Source organism: Halomonas korlensis, from assembly GCF_900116705.1.
Taxonomy (GTDB): domain Bacteria; phylum Pseudomonadota; class Gammaproteobacteria; order Pseudomonadales; family Halomonadaceae; genus Halomonas; species Halomonas korlensis.
This window is the reverse complement of the sequence record NZ_FPBP01000005.1, coordinates 203,877-219,300: the sequence shown is the minus strand read 5'-3', so window position 1 is coordinate 219,300 and position 15,424 is coordinate 203,877. Positions and strand designations below refer to the sequence as shown.

13 protein-coding genes and 1 tRNA gene are annotated in these 15,424 nt (G+C 59.8%); 7 read left to right on the top strand and 7 right to left on the bottom strand.

Annotated elements, in window-relative coordinates; all coding sequences use genetic code 11:
• Nucleotides 1-514 precede the first annotated feature (514 nt).
• Entirely contained in the window at nucleotides 515-892 is a 378-nt protein-coding gene (locus BM341_RS09260) for a hypothetical protein (protein ID WP_089795173.1), read from the top strand.
• Between the two features lie 248 nt (nucleotides 893-1,140).
• Here BM341_RS09260 and BM341_RS09250 read toward each other — a convergent pair whose 3' ends face one another.
• The 4 genes from BM341_RS09250 to BM341_RS09235 form a co-directional block, all read right to left on the bottom strand.
• Nucleotides 1,141-2,310, bottom strand: coding sequence for a PQQ-dependent sugar dehydrogenase (locus BM341_RS09250; RefSeq protein ID WP_089795170.1), 1,170 nt, complete (start codon nucleotides 2,308-2,310; stop codon nucleotides 1,141-1,143).
• Between the two features lie 111 nt (nucleotides 2,311-2,421).
• On the bottom strand, nucleotides 2,422-3,297 hold the full coding sequence (locus tag BM341_RS09245; protein WP_089795168.1) for an AEC family transporter: 876 nt from the start codon (nucleotides 3,295-3,297) through the stop codon (nucleotides 2,422-2,424).
• Nucleotides 3,298-3,412: 115 nt separating this feature from the next.
• On the bottom strand, nucleotides 3,413-5,551 hold the full coding sequence (locus tag BM341_RS09240; RefSeq protein WP_175507838.1) for a TonB-dependent receptor domain-containing protein: 2,139 nt from the start codon (nucleotides 5,549-5,551) through the stop codon (nucleotides 3,413-3,415).
• A gap of 235 nt (nucleotides 5,552-5,786) precedes the next feature.
• Nucleotides 5,787-6,338 carry a PRC-barrel domain-containing protein gene (locus BM341_RS09235; protein ID WP_089795167.1) on the bottom strand — a complete coding sequence of 184 codons (552 nt, stop codon included), beginning with the start codon at nucleotides 6,336-6,338 and terminating at the stop codon, nucleotides 5,787-5,789.
• A gap of 165 nt (nucleotides 6,339-6,503) precedes the next feature.
• On the opposite strand from BM341_RS09235, the gene BM341_RS09230 reads away from it, so the two are divergent.
• Nucleotides 6,504-6,580, top strand: a tRNA-Ile gene (locus BM341_RS09230).
• A 243-nt stretch (nucleotides 6,581-6,823) separates the two neighbouring features.
• Nucleotides 6,824-7,279, top strand: coding sequence for an aminoacyl-tRNA deacylase (locus BM341_RS09225; RefSeq protein WP_089795165.1), 456 nt, complete (start codon nucleotides 6,824-6,826; stop codon nucleotides 7,277-7,279).
• A gap of 75 nt (nucleotides 7,280-7,354) precedes the next feature.
• Here BM341_RS09225 and BM341_RS09220 read toward each other — a convergent pair whose 3' ends face one another.
• Nucleotides 7,355-9,319 (bottom strand): acyl CoA:acetate/3-ketoacid CoA transferase, encoded by a 1,965-nt coding sequence (locus tag BM341_RS09220; RefSeq protein ID WP_089795163.1) that lies wholly within the window; start codon nucleotides 9,317-9,319, stop codon nucleotides 7,355-7,357.
• Between the two features lie 252 nt (nucleotides 9,320-9,571).
• Between BM341_RS09220 and BM341_RS09215 the strand changes: the two genes are divergently transcribed.
• Nucleotides 9,572-10,021, top strand: a complete 450-nt coding sequence (locus tag BM341_RS09215) for a phasin family protein (RefSeq protein ID WP_089795161.1) — start codon at nucleotides 9,572-9,574, stop codon at nucleotides 10,019-10,021.
• Between the two features lie 216 nt (nucleotides 10,022-10,237).
• On the opposite strand, the gene BM341_RS09210 is transcribed toward BM341_RS09215, so the two are convergent.
• Both BM341_RS09210 and BM341_RS09205 read right to left on the bottom strand, forming a co-directional pair.
• Nucleotides 10,238-11,185, bottom strand: a complete 948-nt coding sequence (locus tag BM341_RS09210; RefSeq protein ID WP_089795159.1) for a glutathione S-transferase family protein — start codon at nucleotides 11,183-11,185, stop codon at nucleotides 10,238-10,240.
• A 71-nt stretch (nucleotides 11,186-11,256) separates the two neighbouring features.
• The gene (locus BM341_RS09205) at nucleotides 11,257-11,712 is read right to left on the bottom strand and encodes a DoxX family protein (protein WP_089795157.1); all 456 of its coding nucleotides are present in this window, start codon (nucleotides 11,710-11,712) and stop codon (nucleotides 11,257-11,259) included.
• 167 nt (nucleotides 11,713-11,879) lie between these two features.
• Here BM341_RS09205 and BM341_RS09200 point away from each other — a divergent pair, with 167 nt between their 5' ends.
• The 3 genes from BM341_RS09200 to BM341_RS09190 all read left to right on the top strand — a co-directional run bounded on the left by BM341_RS09200 (nucleotide 11,880) and on the right by BM341_RS09190 (nucleotide 15,190).
• Nucleotides 11,880-12,782 carry a LysR family transcriptional regulator gene (locus BM341_RS09200; protein WP_089795155.1) on the top strand — a complete coding sequence of 301 codons (903 nt, stop codon included), beginning with the start codon at nucleotides 11,880-11,882 and terminating at the stop codon, nucleotides 12,780-12,782.
• Nucleotides 12,783-12,964: 182 nt separating this feature from the next.
• Entirely contained in the window at nucleotides 12,965-13,333 is a 369-nt protein-coding gene (locus BM341_RS09195; protein ID WP_089795153.1) for a hypothetical protein, read from the top strand.
• A 546-nt stretch (nucleotides 13,334-13,879) separates the two neighbouring features.
• On the top strand, nucleotides 13,880-15,190 hold the full coding sequence (locus BM341_RS09190) for an ATP-grasp domain-containing protein (RefSeq protein WP_089795151.1): 1,311 nt from the start codon (nucleotides 13,880-13,882) through the stop codon (nucleotides 15,188-15,190).
• Nucleotides 15,191-15,424 lie beyond the last annotated feature (234 nt).

The following is a 15,424-nucleotide window of genomic DNA, read 5'->3' as shown; positions in this document are numbered from 1 at the left end:
CTAAGCCTTTTTTGTCGGCTCCCAGGATGACGCAGGAGCGCCCGAAGGATCGCCTACCGATTGTTGGCGTCGTTCAGTCTGCCATTCAGCACCGTTGACGCGTGGAAGGTGTCACACCCTAGTGTTTTTTGAACGATCATTCAACTTAAAGGCGGCCTAGCCCCCCTCGTCAGTGCCGGCTTGTTTCATGTCCCAGAAATAAACAATTGAGGGTGATTCAGGAGGTTAAAACAGCATTAACTATATATATCTTAGCTAATATAAAGCAGTTTTTACTGATGTCGAGCACGCTGAGCCTGGACATTTCCGGTATCAACAGGACGTTATGCCACCGGCGGAGGAGAAGAGTAGCCGGATTACGATCTCTACGAGGATGGGCAGTAATCTGAAGCAAGTGGCTTTTTGTTACATAATATTACTTTTGATTACTCGAATTAAACAAGGAAGAGCAAATCCTTATCTATATTGATTAGGGCAGAGCAAGCAAGCTGATGGACCCTAAAAGGAGTTAGACATGATGTCCAAGGAATTTCTCAAGTCGCTAGGTATTCTAGTGGTTTCAATGGGGCTGACCGCTAGCCCGTTGGTCTTGGCAAATACTCATGACGGCGATCCAGGCTCGTCCGATCCCGCTATTGATCCCACTGACCGAATCGAGAGCGACGAGCGCGACCCCGTGCCGGATGAATCCCTGCAAGAGCCCAGGACCGACACCGAGTCCGGCACAAGCACTGGAACGGGCTCAGCTGCTGGAACGGGCTCAGGCACCGAAATGGAGTCTGATGACCCCGGCTCGTCCGATCCCGCTATTGATCCCACCGATCGTATCGAGAGCGACGAGCGCGACCCCGTGCCCGATGAGTCTCTTCAAGAGCCCAGGGAGGATGAGTAAAGCTTTTTAACCCAGATGACGCTATTTCGCCTCCAGACTTCTGGGGGCGTTTTTCTTTCGCTGTCTCGTCTGCACGTGCTGTTCGAGACGCTACGCCTCGAGAAGTTAGGCTGCCCCCTGAAGCTCCTTTCGAGTCGATCGCAAATCGCGGGGTTGGCCTCGACTATCAAGGCCGAAGATTGCTCACTCGCCGCCGGTTCGACGGCGAGGTTCAGGGTGAGGAGTATGCTTTGCCATGACGGGGCCGATCACTCGGTCGGCGCGATCCGGTAGAGCGCGCCATCGGCCTCGTCGGTGAGCAGGTAGATGGCGCCATCGCTGCCTAGCCGCACATCGCGTATTCGTCCGACCTCACCTTCGAGGATAAGCTCACGTTCAACGACTTCTGTGCCTTCGAGTGCCAGGCGGATCAATTTTTCACTTGCCAGTCCGCCGGCGAGCAAGTCGCCCTGCCAGTCGGGGAAGGTCTCACCCGTGACCTCGGCCAGGCCTGAGGGGGCGAAGCGACCTTCAAAGACATGCACCGGGTCGCGCATGCCGGGTGCGCTATCGACGCCGATAGGCTGGTTGGTGCCGTAATCGCGGCCCAGGCTCACCTCCGGCCAGCCGTAGTTCACGCCGGGCTCGATGCGGTTGAGCTCATCGCCGGTGCGCGGGCCATGCTCCGTCGACCAGACCTCGCCGTCACGGGTGACCGTCAGCCCCTGCGGGTTACGGTTGCCGAGAGTGTAGAGCTCATCGAGGGCATCGGCGTCGTCGACGAAGGGGTTGTCGTCCGGTACGCCGCCAGTGTCAGTCAGGCGCAGGAAGCTCCCGGCGTGGTCACCGCTGTCCTGGGCGCGCTCGGGGGTGACACCGCGGTCGCCGATGCTCATCAACAGCGTGCCGTCATCGAGCCAGGCGAGCCGCGAGCCATAGTGGCGGCCGGGCTGCGAGAAACGGTCCTGCACGAAAATTTGCTCGACATCGACCAGACGCTCGCCCTCGAGTCGGGCACGGCTGAGGGTGGTGGCGGTGCCTCCATCGCCGGCCTGACTCCAGGTGAAATAGAGCCAGTCGTTGTCTCCCATGCCCTCACCATCGCTCCCGCTGCTGCCATAGTCGGGGTGCAGAACAATATCGAGCAGACCGCCTTGGCCGTGGCTCGCAATCTCGGGTACGCCTTCGAGGCGAACCATTTCGCCGTCGGCGTCGATCAGCACCATGTTCCCGGGGCGCTCGGTCACCAAGTAGCGGCCATCGGGCAGTTCGGCCACGGCCCAAGGGTTTTCCAGCCCGGTGGCGATGCGCTCTAGTTGCAGGTCGTAATCTTCGGTGACGATGGTGTTCTCGAGTGTGTCTGCCGCAACGGCATGTCCCGTTGCCAGGGTGGCGCCCATCAGCAGGGCGGTCGAGACGGCATGGCGTGGTGTGATCATCCGGGGTCCCTCTCCTTGGCTGGTCTCGGTGGTCGTTCAAATTAGCAGGGGCGCGCAAGGCATCCTTGATTAGTGACTGCCCCATACTGGGGGTGTTCCTCCCCACCAAGCCTAGATCATGAACGCCAGCAGTATCGGCAGGTAGACCAGCGACAGCAGGGTGGAACAGAACACCAGGCTGGCCACGTACTCGGGCTCACGCCGTGCGCGCTGCGCGAACAGGTAATTGAACACCGCCACCGGCATGCTCATCTGCAATATCAGGATACTCAGCGCCATGGCCGGCAGGCCCAGGAGCGTGCCGACACCCCAGGCCACCAGCGCTGCGGCGGGCGTGCGCAACAGGCTGAAACTGATGCCGGACTTGAGGTTCCTGGCCTGAATGCTTGCCAGCGATACACCCAGCGTGATCAGCATCAGCGGGACGGTGAAGCCCGAGATCAGGTCGACGCTGTTGTCGATCCATTTAGGCAGAGTGGTATCAGAAAGCAACAAGGTCAGCGAGATGAGAATGGAGTAGACGGTCGGCGTCTTGGCCAGGGCCTTGAGGGGGTTGCTGCGGGTAGCCAGCACCGTTCCCAGCGTGAATTGAAACAGCGCGACCGTGACCATGACCGTGATACCGAAGACGAAGCCGGCATCGCCGAAGGCATACAGCACCACCGGCAGGCCCATGTTACCGGTGTTGGGATACATCGCCGGGGCAAGGATGACCCGCCAGTCGCGGCGCAACAGCTTGGCAAGCACAAAGGACACACCGGCCATGGCCGTGAGGACCAGAGCGGTGGCCAGCATGGTACGCCCGAAACTGCCGGCATCGATGTCGGCGCCGGAGAGCGACGCCAGCACCAGCGCTGGGGTGCCGATATTGAAAACCAGGCGGGTGACGAACTCAACCGGATAGGAATAGCCGAGGCGTATCCAGGCAAAGCCCAGGCCGGCCCCGGTCAGCACGGGGGCCATCACGGCAAAGAGTTCGGCGAACATGCGTTTTCCCAGGCGACGAGTATTCGACCATTGTCGTAAATCGACGAGCCCTGATGCAAGTGGCATATCGACCCCGGTGCCGGTGTTGGGCCGAAACCGGGGTCGCGCTTGACTGTCAGAATTCGTAACGTGCGGAAAGCCAGAGACGGCGGCCTTCTTCGCTGTTGGCATACACGTTGCCGTAACTGCTGCCGTCATCGTAGGCACGATAGTCGACGAAATCCTTGTCGAAGAGGTTATAAAGAGTGGCGCTGAGCGTGACGGTGTCGGACACGGCGTAGCTGCCGCCCAGGTGGAACAACGAATAGGCCTTGAAATCGCCGAGGTCAGCGAAGGCAGGCGCCCCACGGACACTCTCGCGATTACGGTAGCGCTTGCTGCGGTATTCCGCCGATAGCCAGGCGTCGAGGCGCTCGCTGGCCTGCCAGCGCAGGGTGGCATTGAGGGCATGTTCCGGGGTGTCGGTCAGTGGCTCGCCCTGGTTGTCCCCGCTTTTCTGCTCGCTGTCGGTGTAGGTGTAATTAGCGCCGAGTTGCCACGCTGGCGCCAGCTGGAGTCGGCTGGACAGCTCGATCCCTCGGGTCACGGCCTCGTCGATATTGATGTCCTGAGCATAGACGCCATCGGGAATCAATGGGTCGCCCGTGACGAGGATGTCGTTGCCACTGGCGATCTTGTCGTCGAACTGGTTGTAGAACAGGGTGGCGCCCGCCGTGAAGCCTCGCGGGTTGTCGTACTGCACGCCGAGTTCGCTGCTGGTGCTGGTCTCGGGCGCGAGATCGGGGTTGCCGATCGTCAGCACGGTGCCCTGGCCGGTGACGCCGTTGATGCCGTTGTGCAAGTCATTAAGCGAAGGGGTCTTGTAGCCACGGCTGACGCCGCCCTTGAATGTCCAGGCCTGGGTGGCGTTCCAGACCAGATAACCACGCGGGCTGAACTGGCTGCCGAAGGCGTCGTGATGGTCGTAGCGCCCGCCCAGCGTCAGTGCCAGGTCGTCGCGCAGCAGCCATTCGTCCTCGACGAACAGCGCCCAGGTGGTCTGCTCGAAGGGCTCGGTCGCCAGGCCGTCATCGAGTTCGGCGTCCCACCACTGGCCACCAAGCGTTGCGACATGATCGCCCAGCGGCATGGTGAACTTGCTGTCGATCACCCGGTTGTGGGTTTCCAGCTCGCGTGGCTGGCCCCCGATGACCGAGGGGAAGCCGGCATAGGGCTCGCCGATCGTGCCCGGGATGGTGCGCCCTTCGGTCGAGGTGGTGTTGTGCATCACGCTCGATTCCAGCGTGCCGCTGGCAAAGTGCCCGGTGTGACCAATGGCCAGCTGTTCACGCTCGAAGCGCAACTCGTCCGCGTAGCCATTGGCCGTGCCTGGGTCCGGCTCGCAGCTGCGCGTTCGACCATCCAGGGTGCCGAGCTGACACGCATCGTTGTTGTATCGCTGACGGTTGACCTCGCCATCGAGCCAAATGTCATGACCATCGTTCGGTGTGAAGGTCAACCTGGCGCCCAGGTTGTAAATGTCACCCTCCACCGGGCTGGGACCGCGCTGGCTGACCGGAACCTCGGTGCCATCGGCTTCGGCGTAGGTCAGGCTCGAGGCGTCGCGATCATAAAAGCGGCCGCGGACCTGTAGGCCCAAGGTCTCCTCGACCAGTGGGCCTGTGACGTAGAGGCTGGTGGCACGGCTGTCGCCGAACTCGTCGTGCTGGTTGAAGGTGCTCTCCGCCTGAACCGAGCCGCTCCATTCGCGCTCCACCTGGCGGGTGATGATATTGATCACGCCGCCCATGGCATCGGAGCCATAAAGTGTCGACATCGGCCCTCGAATCACCTCGATGCGCTCGATGCTCGACACCGGCGGAAAGAAGCTGGTGGACGTCTCGCCAAAGCCGTTGGGCGTCACGCTGCCGGCGACGTTCTGGCGGCGGCCGTCGATGAGCACCAGCGTATAGTCGCTGGGCATCCCGCGGATACTGATGTTGCGACCGCCCGTCTTGCCGACCTGGCCGCCGACGTCGACCCCCTCGATGTCGCGCAGGGCATCGGCGAGGCTGCTGACGTTTCGGCGCTCCAGCTCCTCGCGAGTGACCACCGAAATGCTGGCCGGGGCGTCGACCAGCGATTGTTCGAAGCCTGAGGCCGTTACCACGATATTCTCGAGACGCTCGCTTTGCTGCGCCAGGGCAGGGAAGCTTGCAGATACTGCGGCAACGGCCATGGCGTGTGCCCACACGCGTCGAAAGGGATATTCCATGTGACTCACCTTGAATGATATTTTTTATCAAATGAGATTGTGAGTCTAATGGAATTGTTTCTTTTTTTGAAATATAGGTGAGTCCCGACAGGAGGTTAGCCAGGTAGCGAGACCGGAGGGAAGGGGTGAGTGAGTCGGGAAAGAGGGTGGATAAACGCATGAAGCCCGATCCTGAGATCGGGCTTCATGGTCGCTACCGCTTGGTGTTCGACAAATCGAGGGCTAAAAGATGGTATTACTCAGAAGCGGCGTCCTGGGTACGCTCCCCAACGTTTTCCAGCGCCTGGCCAATGCGGTCCAGCGCCTGTGAGGCGCCTTCCTGAGTGGTTTCCCAGGCACTGGCGGCGCCTTGCTTGGTCTGCTCCCACGCCTCTTGAGCGCCCTGGCGGGCGTTCTGCCACCAGTCGTTGGTGTATTCGGGCTGCTGGGTGAGCTCTTCCTCGCTCATGTCCACCATGACGCGGTATTCGATGTTTTCAATATCATTGCCGTTCTGCGTTTCGACAGTGAACTGGCCGGCCTCCAGGACGTATTGTCGCTCGCCCATGTCGAGCAGGTTGCCGGTGTCGATGACGATGGCGCGCACCTGCATGTCGTTGTCGAGCAGAATATCCTCCACTTCGCCGATTTCATCGTCGGGGTCGGCCTGGGTATAGACGTCGGCATCGAGCAGTTCGTCGGCGGAGTACAGGCCTTCTGGCGCCGCCATGGCGCTGCTGCCGAAGGCTAGGCCCCCTGCGACCAGGATACCGAGAAGCGCGGGATTGCGGAGATAGGAAGATGTCATGCAGAACTCCTTTTAGCGATAAATTCCGTGTGTCCGATGGCGCTTGGCGCCATCACACGTCGTTTAGTCGACTGATTCCCCGGTAAGTTCACTGAACCCAGGCCAATGCCTCACACGGCTCTAGCCCCGTCGAGCGGCATTCGCTATCATACGCCCGCGCAAGCAGGGCCTATAGCTCAGTTGGTTAGAGCAGAGAACTCATAATTCTTTGGTCGCTGGTTCGAGTCCAGCTGGGCCCACCAGAAATCAAAAGGTTGCAGGGTTATCTTGTGACTTCTTCAATGCGTGGCGGCGGTTTGGTTGTTAATCGCCGATAGCGCCAGGCCCTGCTCAGGCAGGGCCTTCTGCATTCTGCGAGCGGCATCCCATAATTCTTGATCGGTGAACGCTCTTGGAACGATTCATGGGCTGGGCTCCCCTTCGGGCGCGAGGCTGAACTAGACTTGTCATCAGGCCCATGAACGACACGCGGGAGGATGATTCCCATGGCCATGGAGCGCGTCAAACACTTTCTCGACGAGAACGGCGTGGAATACGTCATTCAACAGCATTCCCCGGTCTATACCGCCCAGGAGGTCGCCGAGGCGGCCCATGTGCCTGGCCGCCACTTCGCCAAGAGCGTCATGGTCAGCGTCGACGGCCGCCTCGCGTTGGCGGTGTTGCCGGCCACCGATCGGGTCGACCTGCACCGGTTGGCCCAGTCTCTCGGCGCCCAGTCCGTTGAGCTGGCCGAGGAAGGCGAGTTCAGCGACCGCTTTCCCGACTGCGAGCCCGGCGCCATGCCCCCCTTCGGCAATCTCTTTGACCTGGAGGTCTTCGTCTCGCCGCATCTCACCCAAGCCGACATCATTGCCTTCAATGCCGGTAACCATCGTGAGGTCATGCAACTCGCCTATAGCGTGTTCGACCGGCTCGTGAAGCCGGCAGAAGTGGCGATGTAGGATCCGGCCGGCCAACAAAACAGGGATCGGCCTATCAGGGTCGATCCCTGTTTTCCGTCCCGACCTCTTGGAAGATCACACCTTGAGGTGTCGACGGGCCTCCTCGGCACTCTCGTAGATGTGCGGCGAGACGGCGCGCGCCTCCAGGGCGTGGCCGAGCTTGCGACGCATGAAGCCGCTGGTGGTGTAGCGGGTCACCCGGGTGTAGAAGCGCTGCTCGAGGCCGCGCACCATCTCGGTGTAAGGGGCGAGCAGGGCGTCGTCGATGCGGAAGTGATCGTAATTGACGATGGCGTGGACCCGTCGGCCCAGCGGGGCGAGGCGGTGCTCGACCTCCTGCTCGATGGCCTCGATGTCTGCCCGGGAAGCGACCCGCAGGTGCTCGAAATTGATGAAGAGCATGTCCTCGGCCTCGTCGAGGCTGAAGCGCTGCGCCAGCGGCTGGTCGAGCAACTCGTCGGCGAGTCCCATGGGCGCCTCGCGGAAGATACGCGCGTCCATCAGGCGTGGCGGCTCGGGCATCCGCGGGGTGAAGGCCATCAGCGCCAGGACGTCGCGCTCCAGCTCGACCCCGGGGGCGATCTCGGTAAGGGTGAGCCCCTCCGGGGTGAGCTCGAACACCGCCCGTTCGGTGACATAGCAGACCGGCTTGCCGTCCGCGGCGGCCAGGGTCCCGCTAAAGGTGCGCTGTTCTACCTCGGCGACAAACTTGCCCTGGCCACCTGGGGGCGCCTCGAGCCGCCCGTCGATGACGGCGAGAGCTTCCTTGGTAGCCACAAAGGTGCCCATGAACACTACCTTGCGGGCGTTCTGGCTGATGTTGATGAAGCCGCCGGCGCCGGCCAGCCGCGAGCCGAAGCGTGAGACATTGACGTGACCTGCGGCATCGACCTGAGCCATGCCCAGGAAGGCGATGTCGAGCCCGCCACCGTCGTAGAAGTCGAACTGGGCCGGCTGGTCAATGATCGCCTGGGTATTCAGTGCCGCGCCGAAGTCGAGTCCGCCGGCCGGCAGCCCGCCGATTACGCCGGGTTCGGCGGTCAGGGTCAGGTACTCGAGCAGGCGCTCTTCGCTCGCCACCGCGCCGACGCCCTCGGGCATGCCGATCCCCAGGTTGACTACGCTGTTGGGCTTGAGCTCGAAGGCTGCGCGCCGGGCGATGATCTTGCGGGCCGAGAGCGGCAGTGGCTCAGGTGCCGCCATGGGCGCGCGGATTTCGCCGGAGAAGGCCGGGTTGTAGGCAGTATGGAAGGTCTGCCAGTGGTGGGCCGGGTCCTCGCAGACCACCACGCAGTCGACCAAGATGCCGGGGATCTTCACGTCCTTGGGATGCAGGGTGCCATGCTCGGCGAGGCGCTCCACCTGCACGATTACCACGCCTCCGGAGTTGCGCACCGCCGTGGCGATGGCCAGCGCCTCCAGGGTCAGGGCCTCGCGCTCCATGCTGACGTTGCCCAGGGTGTCGGCGGTGGTGCCGCGCAGCAGCGCCACCTGCAGCGGCAGGGCCCGGTAGAAGAGGTACTCCTGGCCGTCGATGGGCAGCAGCGACACGCGCTCCTCGAGGGTAACGTCGTTGATCCTTCCGCCGCCCAGGCGCGGGTCGACGAAGGTGCCCAGGCCGACGCGGGTGAGGGTGCCCGGCTTGCCGGCGGCGATGTCGCGGAAGAGGTGCGAGATCACCCCCTGGGGCAGGTTCCAGGCCTGGATGCGCCCCTCGATGGCGAGCCGCTGCAGAGCGGGCACCAGCCCCCAGTGGCCCCCGATCACCTTCGCCACCAGCCCCTCGTGCCCCAGGTGGTTGAGCCCGCGAGTCTTGCCGTCGCCCTGGCCGGCGGCATACATCAGGGTCAGGTCGCGGGGCTCGCCGGTCTCCAGGAAACGCTCCTCGAGGGCCACCGCAAGCCCTTCGGCGAAGCCGATGCCGACGAAGCCGCCGGTCGCCAGGGCATCGCCGTCACGGATCAGGTTCACGGCCTCGCGGGCGGAGACCACCTTTCCCTTCTCTGTAAAGGGCAGTCGAGAAAGCAGGGGGTGGGGCATGGCGGGCGTCCTGGTGATGGTTTTGTTTGTTCTTTGTGATTCTTCCTTCACGGTAGCACGCGTCGTGGTTTGCCGGCAGGGAAGAGCTGTCAAGCAAGGTGAGCAGATCCTGTGCCTTCCCTGGAAAAACTTCGAACCTTGATGTTGCACTGCACCAATCGCTTTGCTATTGTGCATTGCAACAGAGACGAGGAAGGCATCGGGAGACACCCAGGGCCTTCACCATGTTCAACACCCTCAGGAGGGTCAACCATGCAAAACTTTGACACCAAGCAGATCACCGGCCAGTTCGAATCCATGTTCTTCGCCCCGGCTCGTGCCTACGCCGAGCTGTCCGTGGACTACACCGAGAAGCTGATCAACGCCCAGCTCGACGCGGGCAAGGCGTACTCCGACACCAGCCTGGCGCAGCTGCGCAACCTCATGAACGTCAAGGATGCCGAAGGCCTCCGCGAGTACATGGAAGGCCAGCAGCAAGTCGCCAAGGACCTGACCGAGCGCCTGAAAGGCGATGCCGAGAAGGTCGTGGCCCTGCAGCAGGACTTCGTCAAGGACAGCCAGAAGCTGACCGAAGAGAACGTCAAGCAGAGCCAGAAGCTGGCCGAAGAGAACGTCAAGAAGACCCAGAAGGCTGCCGAGAGCAACGCCAAGCAGGCGACTGACAGCACCGAGACCAGCGCCAAGACTGCCAAGTCTGCCTGATCCAGGCGCCGGCCATGCCGGCGAACTGAAGGGTTAATGCCAAGAGCCGCCGATCACCGATCGGCGGCTCTTTTTTTATAGGACAAAAGTCCAGGTTTGTAGAACAGAGGTTCAAGCCGGTGGCATCGCGCGAGGGCGCATCCGCTAGCGATGAAGGCGCTCATTGCGCCTTGAAACCCTGCGTATTCAACCCTGTGCATCAAACCATGTGCAGGGTTAGATAGCGTCCGGCCCGGCCGGAACAATGCCAGAGGGGTTCAGCGCCTCGATCGAGTAGTAGCCTGCCTTGATATGATCCAGTTGCACCGTGTTGGCGATGCCCTCCAGCGCCAGGATGCGGTGCAGGTAGTCATGCAGCGCGGTCATGGAACGCAGCGTGTTGCGATTGCACTTGAACAGCCCATGGTAGGCCACATCGAAGCGTATCAGGGTCACAAACAAGCGGATGTCGGTCTCTGTCAGCGTCTCGCCAAAGAGATAACGGCGCCCATCGGAAAGCCGCGACTCGAGCTCATCAAGCTTGGCGAAGACCCGGGTATACGCTTCCTCATAGGCCTGCTGACTAGAGGCGAAGCCGGCCTGGTAGACGCCATTATTGAGGTCGGTGTAGATCGCCTGGTTCAGCGCGTCGATTTCGGTGGCGAGGACCTGCGGATAGAGGTCCGGTCCCTGGTCGACGAGGTATGAGAAGGCGTCGTTGAACATGCGCACAATGTCGGCTGACTCGTTATTGACGATGGTGCCGGTCTGCTTGTCCCACAGCACGGGCACCGTGGCGCGGCCGGAGACCTGCGGGTCGGCACGGGTGTAGAGTTCGTGCAGATAGCGCGCGCCAGTGAGGCTGTCCTCATCGGCACCGGGGAATCCGCCAAATTGCCAGCCCTGGTCGGTCAGCCTTGGGTTGACGACGGTAACTCCAATGATGTCCTGCAAGCCCTTGAGCTGGCGAACCATCAGCGTACGAGATGCCCAGGGACAGATATAGCCGATGTAGAGATGGTAGCGTCCGGGCTCTGCCTTGAAGCCGCCTGAACCTGTAGGGCCGGGAGCACCGTCCGGTGTGATCCAGTGCCTGAACGATGAGTCTTGACGAATGAAGCGCCCCTGCTCATCTTTCGCTTGAACCGGCTGCCATTTCTCCTGCCAGACACCGTTCATCAGCATGATTGATCCTCCGCGTAGCAAGGCACTCTCCGGGCTCGGAGAGTGCAGGGTCGGTATGTCGGCTGCTGGGATCAGAGCCGTTTCAGCAGCAGGCCATCCAGCAGGCTGTCCAGCGAGAGCCGGCCGGCTCCCTGAATCGCCAGGGCCACCGTGGCGGCAAGCAGGCTCAGTGCGAATTCATAACCACCGTTGGAGGCGAAAAGGCCATGGCCTATGTGAACACTGAAAATGGCCACCAGCATGGTGAAGGCGGACACCAGTGCCGCTGGGCGCGTCAGCAAGCCGAGAATCAATGCCAGGCCACCGAAGAACTCGGCACTTCCCGCCAGCAAGGCCATCAGGTAGCCGGGCTCCAGACCGATGCTGGCCAGCCACTGCCCGGTGCCTTCCAGCCCATTGCCACCGAACCAGCCAAAGAGCTTTTGCGCCCCATGTGCCATCAGGATCAGGCCGACCGGCACGCGAAGGGCCAGAGCCGCAACGCCACCGCGGGTGCTGAACAGTGCTTTCGTCAGTTGAGTCTTCATAAACTTCACCTCATGTCTGTTTCATTGGGTTTGTCCCTGAGGCGGCGAGTGGCCTTCAGGTGATGGAGGTACTCTACTACCAATAAATTCGAAGACTAACAGCGGCTAAGTTGCTTTATTATCAACCAAATGTTGATAATAGATCAGGCCTATTCCTGGAGTTGCCGATGGACCGACTCACTGCCATGCGCGCTTTCGTCACCGTGGTGGCCGAGGGGGCCTTTACCCGTGCCGCCGAGCGCCTGGACACATCACCACAGCTGGTCAGTAAATACGTGTCTCAGCTGGAGCAGCATCTGGGCGTTCGCCTGCTCAACCGCACCACACGCAGGATTCATCTGACCGAAGCAGGGAGCGCCTACCATCAGCGTGCTCAGCAGGTGCTTATCGAGATCGATGACATGGAGAACCAACTGGATGATCTGCAAACCCAGGCCCAGGGGCTATTGCGTATCAGTGCTCCGGTGTCGTTTGCTATTCGCCATCTGGCGCCGCTGCTGAGCGATTTTCAGAAGGCTCACCCCGCCGTGGGCATCGACTTGCAGCTCAATGACCGCAAGGTCGATATCGTCGAGGAAGGGTTTGATATCGCGATGCGCATCGGACGCCTGAAGAGCTCCTCGCTGGTCGCCAAGCGCATCGCCCCCATTCGCCTGGTGATGTGTGCCTCACCTCACTATCTGGAAACGCACGGAATCCCTGAGGATCCGCAAGACCTCAGCGGGCACCGTTACCTGCGCTACAGCTATATGGAGGAGAGTCGTGAACCGGCGCTCAAGTGGCTGCGACATAATAGCGGCAGCCACCTGAGCGAAATGACCAGTAACAATGGTGACGTGCTGGTCGAGGCTGCCATCGCTGGCGCCGGTATCGCGCTTCAGCCGACGTTCATTTCAGGCCGCGCCATCAAGCAGGGGAAGCTGCAAGTGGTGCTCCCGACGCATGAGCCCGAGCCCTTGGGGCTCTACGCGGTTTATGCCCACCGCCAGCTGTTGGCAAGCAAGGTGCGCCATTTTGTCGATTTCATGGAAGGGTATTTTGGTGACCCTCCCTACTGGGATCGGTTCTAGCCACTGCCGGCTCAGGCTCCGGCTAGGGCTCGAAACTTGCATCGTCCATGAGCAACGCTGAGAAAACCAGGAACTGAACGATGTCGAAACACGATTGCCAGATGGAATTGCCGCAGCTCAACGGACCACAGCTGTGTCAAATGTTGGAACCCATCCAAAGAAAGCGAGGAGAGGAGCTAGGAATGAAGGCAGTCATGAAGGTTGCAGCTATCTCTTTGGCGTTGGCCGCGACCAGTCAGGCCTACGGGCAAGGGTACGACAACGACAGCGCCCCTGGGCTCAATGAAGGCAACATTGGCTCCGGCTACGATGACTACGGCACACCCCGATTCAACGAGAGCTATCCTGGTTCCGCCAACAATGAATACAGTACCCCGGGGCTCGACGAAGGCGATACCGGCCCCGACTACGATGACTACGGCAATTCCGGGCTTACCAGGGACGATGTCGGCGCCGGCAATAATAACTACGGCACCTCGGGGCTCAACAAGGGCAATGCCGGGTCCGGCAATGATGGTTACAGCACTTCCAATGAGGAAAGTGCCTGGTAGCAAGGCAATTGCTACCAGTGGGGGATATGGTGAACCCGCTTGCGGTATGAAGATGACCTATATCTGCCAAGGCTTAATATATTTTAGCTAATAGAATTTTCCCTAGTTTTTAACGCTGCTTAACATAGTTAATTGTCTGGGTGTGCCATTGGCTGGAACCTGAGGGCCGCGAGGCTATTTTAATGTTATTAATTTAGATTGCATTGATGTAATTTGAAAAGTTTTTTTCCTGTAGTAAGCATGAGAAATCGTGATGCATAAGATTTACAGAATGAATATTGCTATATGAGGTTAGCCGCTAGCCTTGGCGTCGGGCTAATATTTTATTGTCTCGGCTCGATACATACCGTCTGTAGGGAACCAAAGGCTCCCGGGGGGCTCCCAAGCAAGTAAGCAGCTGAGCGTGATGGTGTTATTGAAACAATACGTAACGCTCGGTAAGTCGGCACAGCTCGATTAACAACAAGCACTAGCTATCCATACCAAGAAGCAGGGAAGAAAAAGAGCACAATCAGTGCTTTATTACGATGCCAAGGAGGCTGCAAGATGAAACGAAATATCTTTATCCCGGCGCTGGAGGAATACCAGCGCATGGAACTCGATACCCTGCGTGATGCGAAAGATCTCGCTTTTCATAGCTTGCTGGATGTCGAAACATTGGTTGAGAACCCGTCGTTCTCTTTTAACCAACTGCTGGAGCAGGCTCGCGAAGCGCTGGAGGAAGCAAAGCGCTCTGTCGGGTCCATTGACGCCATTATCGCCCACTGGGACTTTCCCACCAGCGTGCTGGTACCCATCCTGTGCAAGGAATACGATATCCCTGCGCCTCCATTGGCAAGTGTTCTCAAGTGCGAGCACAAGTACTGGAGTCGGCTGGAACAGAGTAAAGTGATCCCTGAGCACGTCCCACAATTCTGCTCGATCGATCCGTTCGCTCCAGACCCGCTTGACGAGCTCACTCTCGAGTACCCCTTCTGGCTGAAACCGGTCAAGGCCTTCTCGTCACAGCTCGGCTTCAAGATAGAAAACGAAGCTCAGTTCCACGCCGCGATCGAGGAAATACGCCAGGCGATACAACATTTCGGTGACCCGTTCAACGAGGCCTTGGCGCATGTAGACTTACCCGACGAAATAAAGCAGGCCAACGGTAACACGTGTATCGCCGAGCAGCTGATCGCCGGTGTTCAGGGCGCTCCAGAGGGGACAGTCTTCCAGGGCGAATTCAACGTGCATGGGGTCTTCGATCAGCCCAAGGATGAGGGAGAAGCCCTGTTCGACCGGCTGGAATATCCCTCCAGCATGCCGGAGCGCATCCAGCGGCAGATGATCGCTGCCAGCAAGCAATTTCTCGAGCATATCGGCTTCGATAATGGCTGCTTTAACGCCGAATTCATGTGGGATGAAGAGAATGATAAGCTCTGGCTGGTAGAGTTCAATACACGCATTTCGCAATCGCACAGCGAGATGTTCGTCATGGTCGACGGCATGTCCAACCATGAGGTGGCGATCGATATTGCGCTGGGGGAACGTCCTTCCATGCCAAACCGTCTGGGGCCGTTCCCGGTTGCCGCCAAGTGTATTATTCCCCATGAGCAGGAGGATGCCATTGTCAAGCGTGTGCCCAGTGAGCAGGAGCTGGACGAGCTGAAAGAGCGTTTTCCGGGAATCCAGATCAGGCTGGATATCGAGCCTGGCATGCGCTTGAGCGAGCTGCTCAATCAGGACAGCTTTACCTACCACATCGGGACGATCATTCTGGGTGCCGATAGTCATGAAGAATTGCGAACACGCTATCATGAGTGTCTGGAAGCGCTGCGTTTCGAATTCGAACCAACCAACGTGGCAGCTGAGGCTTGAGTCATACTGATTGATTTAAGTTAATAAGCTCCATCTTGAAAGCTCTCCGCCGGGAACGGCGACGGTTTCTTATAACATGTTTTTTTAAACATAGGTTATAAAGAAGCGGCTTTCGCCTATATGATTTGCGGATAGTTACAAAACGGGGCTTGAGAGAGAGTGGGGACGCTACTAAGCTTTATATGTCACATGGAAATGTGATTGAGCGCTGATAACAGCGTTCAGCGAAGGGAA

Coding starts and splice junctions, on each gene's coding strand:
- BM341_RS09260 (WP_089795173.1), top strand. CDS start 515: ATGATGTCCAAGGAATTTCTCAAGTCGCTAGGTATTCTAGTGGTTTCA.
- BM341_RS09250 (WP_089795170.1), bottom strand. CDS start 2,310: ATGATCACACCACGCCATGCCGTCTCGACCGCCCTGCTGATGGGCGCC.
- BM341_RS09245 (WP_089795168.1), bottom strand. CDS start 3,297: ATGTTCGCCGAACTCTTTGCCGTGATGGCCCCCGTGCTGACCGGGGCC.
- BM341_RS09240 (WP_175507838.1), bottom strand. CDS start 5,551: ATGGAATATCCCTTTCGACGCGTGTGGGCACACGCCATGGCCGTTGCC.
- BM341_RS09235 (WP_089795167.1), bottom strand. CDS start 6,338: ATGACATCTTCCTATCTCCGCAATCCCGCGCTTCTCGGTATCCTGGTC.
- BM341_RS09225 (WP_089795165.1), top strand. CDS start 6,824: ATGGCCATGGAGCGCGTCAAACACTTTCTCGACGAGAACGGCGTGGAA.
- BM341_RS09220 (WP_089795163.1), bottom strand. CDS start 9,319: ATGCCCCACCCCCTGCTTTCTCGACTGCCCTTTACAGAGAAGGGAAAG.
- BM341_RS09215 (WP_089795161.1), top strand. CDS start 9,572: ATGCAAAACTTTGACACCAAGCAGATCACCGGCCAGTTCGAATCCATG.
- BM341_RS09210 (WP_089795159.1), bottom strand. CDS start 11,185: ATGCTGATGAACGGTGTCTGGCAGGAGAAATGGCAGCCGGTTCAAGCG.
- BM341_RS09205 (WP_089795157.1), bottom strand. CDS start 11,712: ATGAAGACTCAACTGACGAAAGCACTGTTCAGCACCCGCGGTGGCGTT.
- BM341_RS09200 (WP_089795155.1), top strand. CDS start 11,880: ATGGACCGACTCACTGCCATGCGCGCTTTCGTCACCGTGGTGGCCGAG.
- BM341_RS09195 (WP_089795153.1), top strand. CDS start 12,965: ATGAAGGCAGTCATGAAGGTTGCAGCTATCTCTTTGGCGTTGGCCGCG.
- BM341_RS09190 (WP_089795151.1), top strand. CDS start 13,880: ATGAAACGAAATATCTTTATCCCGGCGCTGGAGGAATACCAGCGCATG.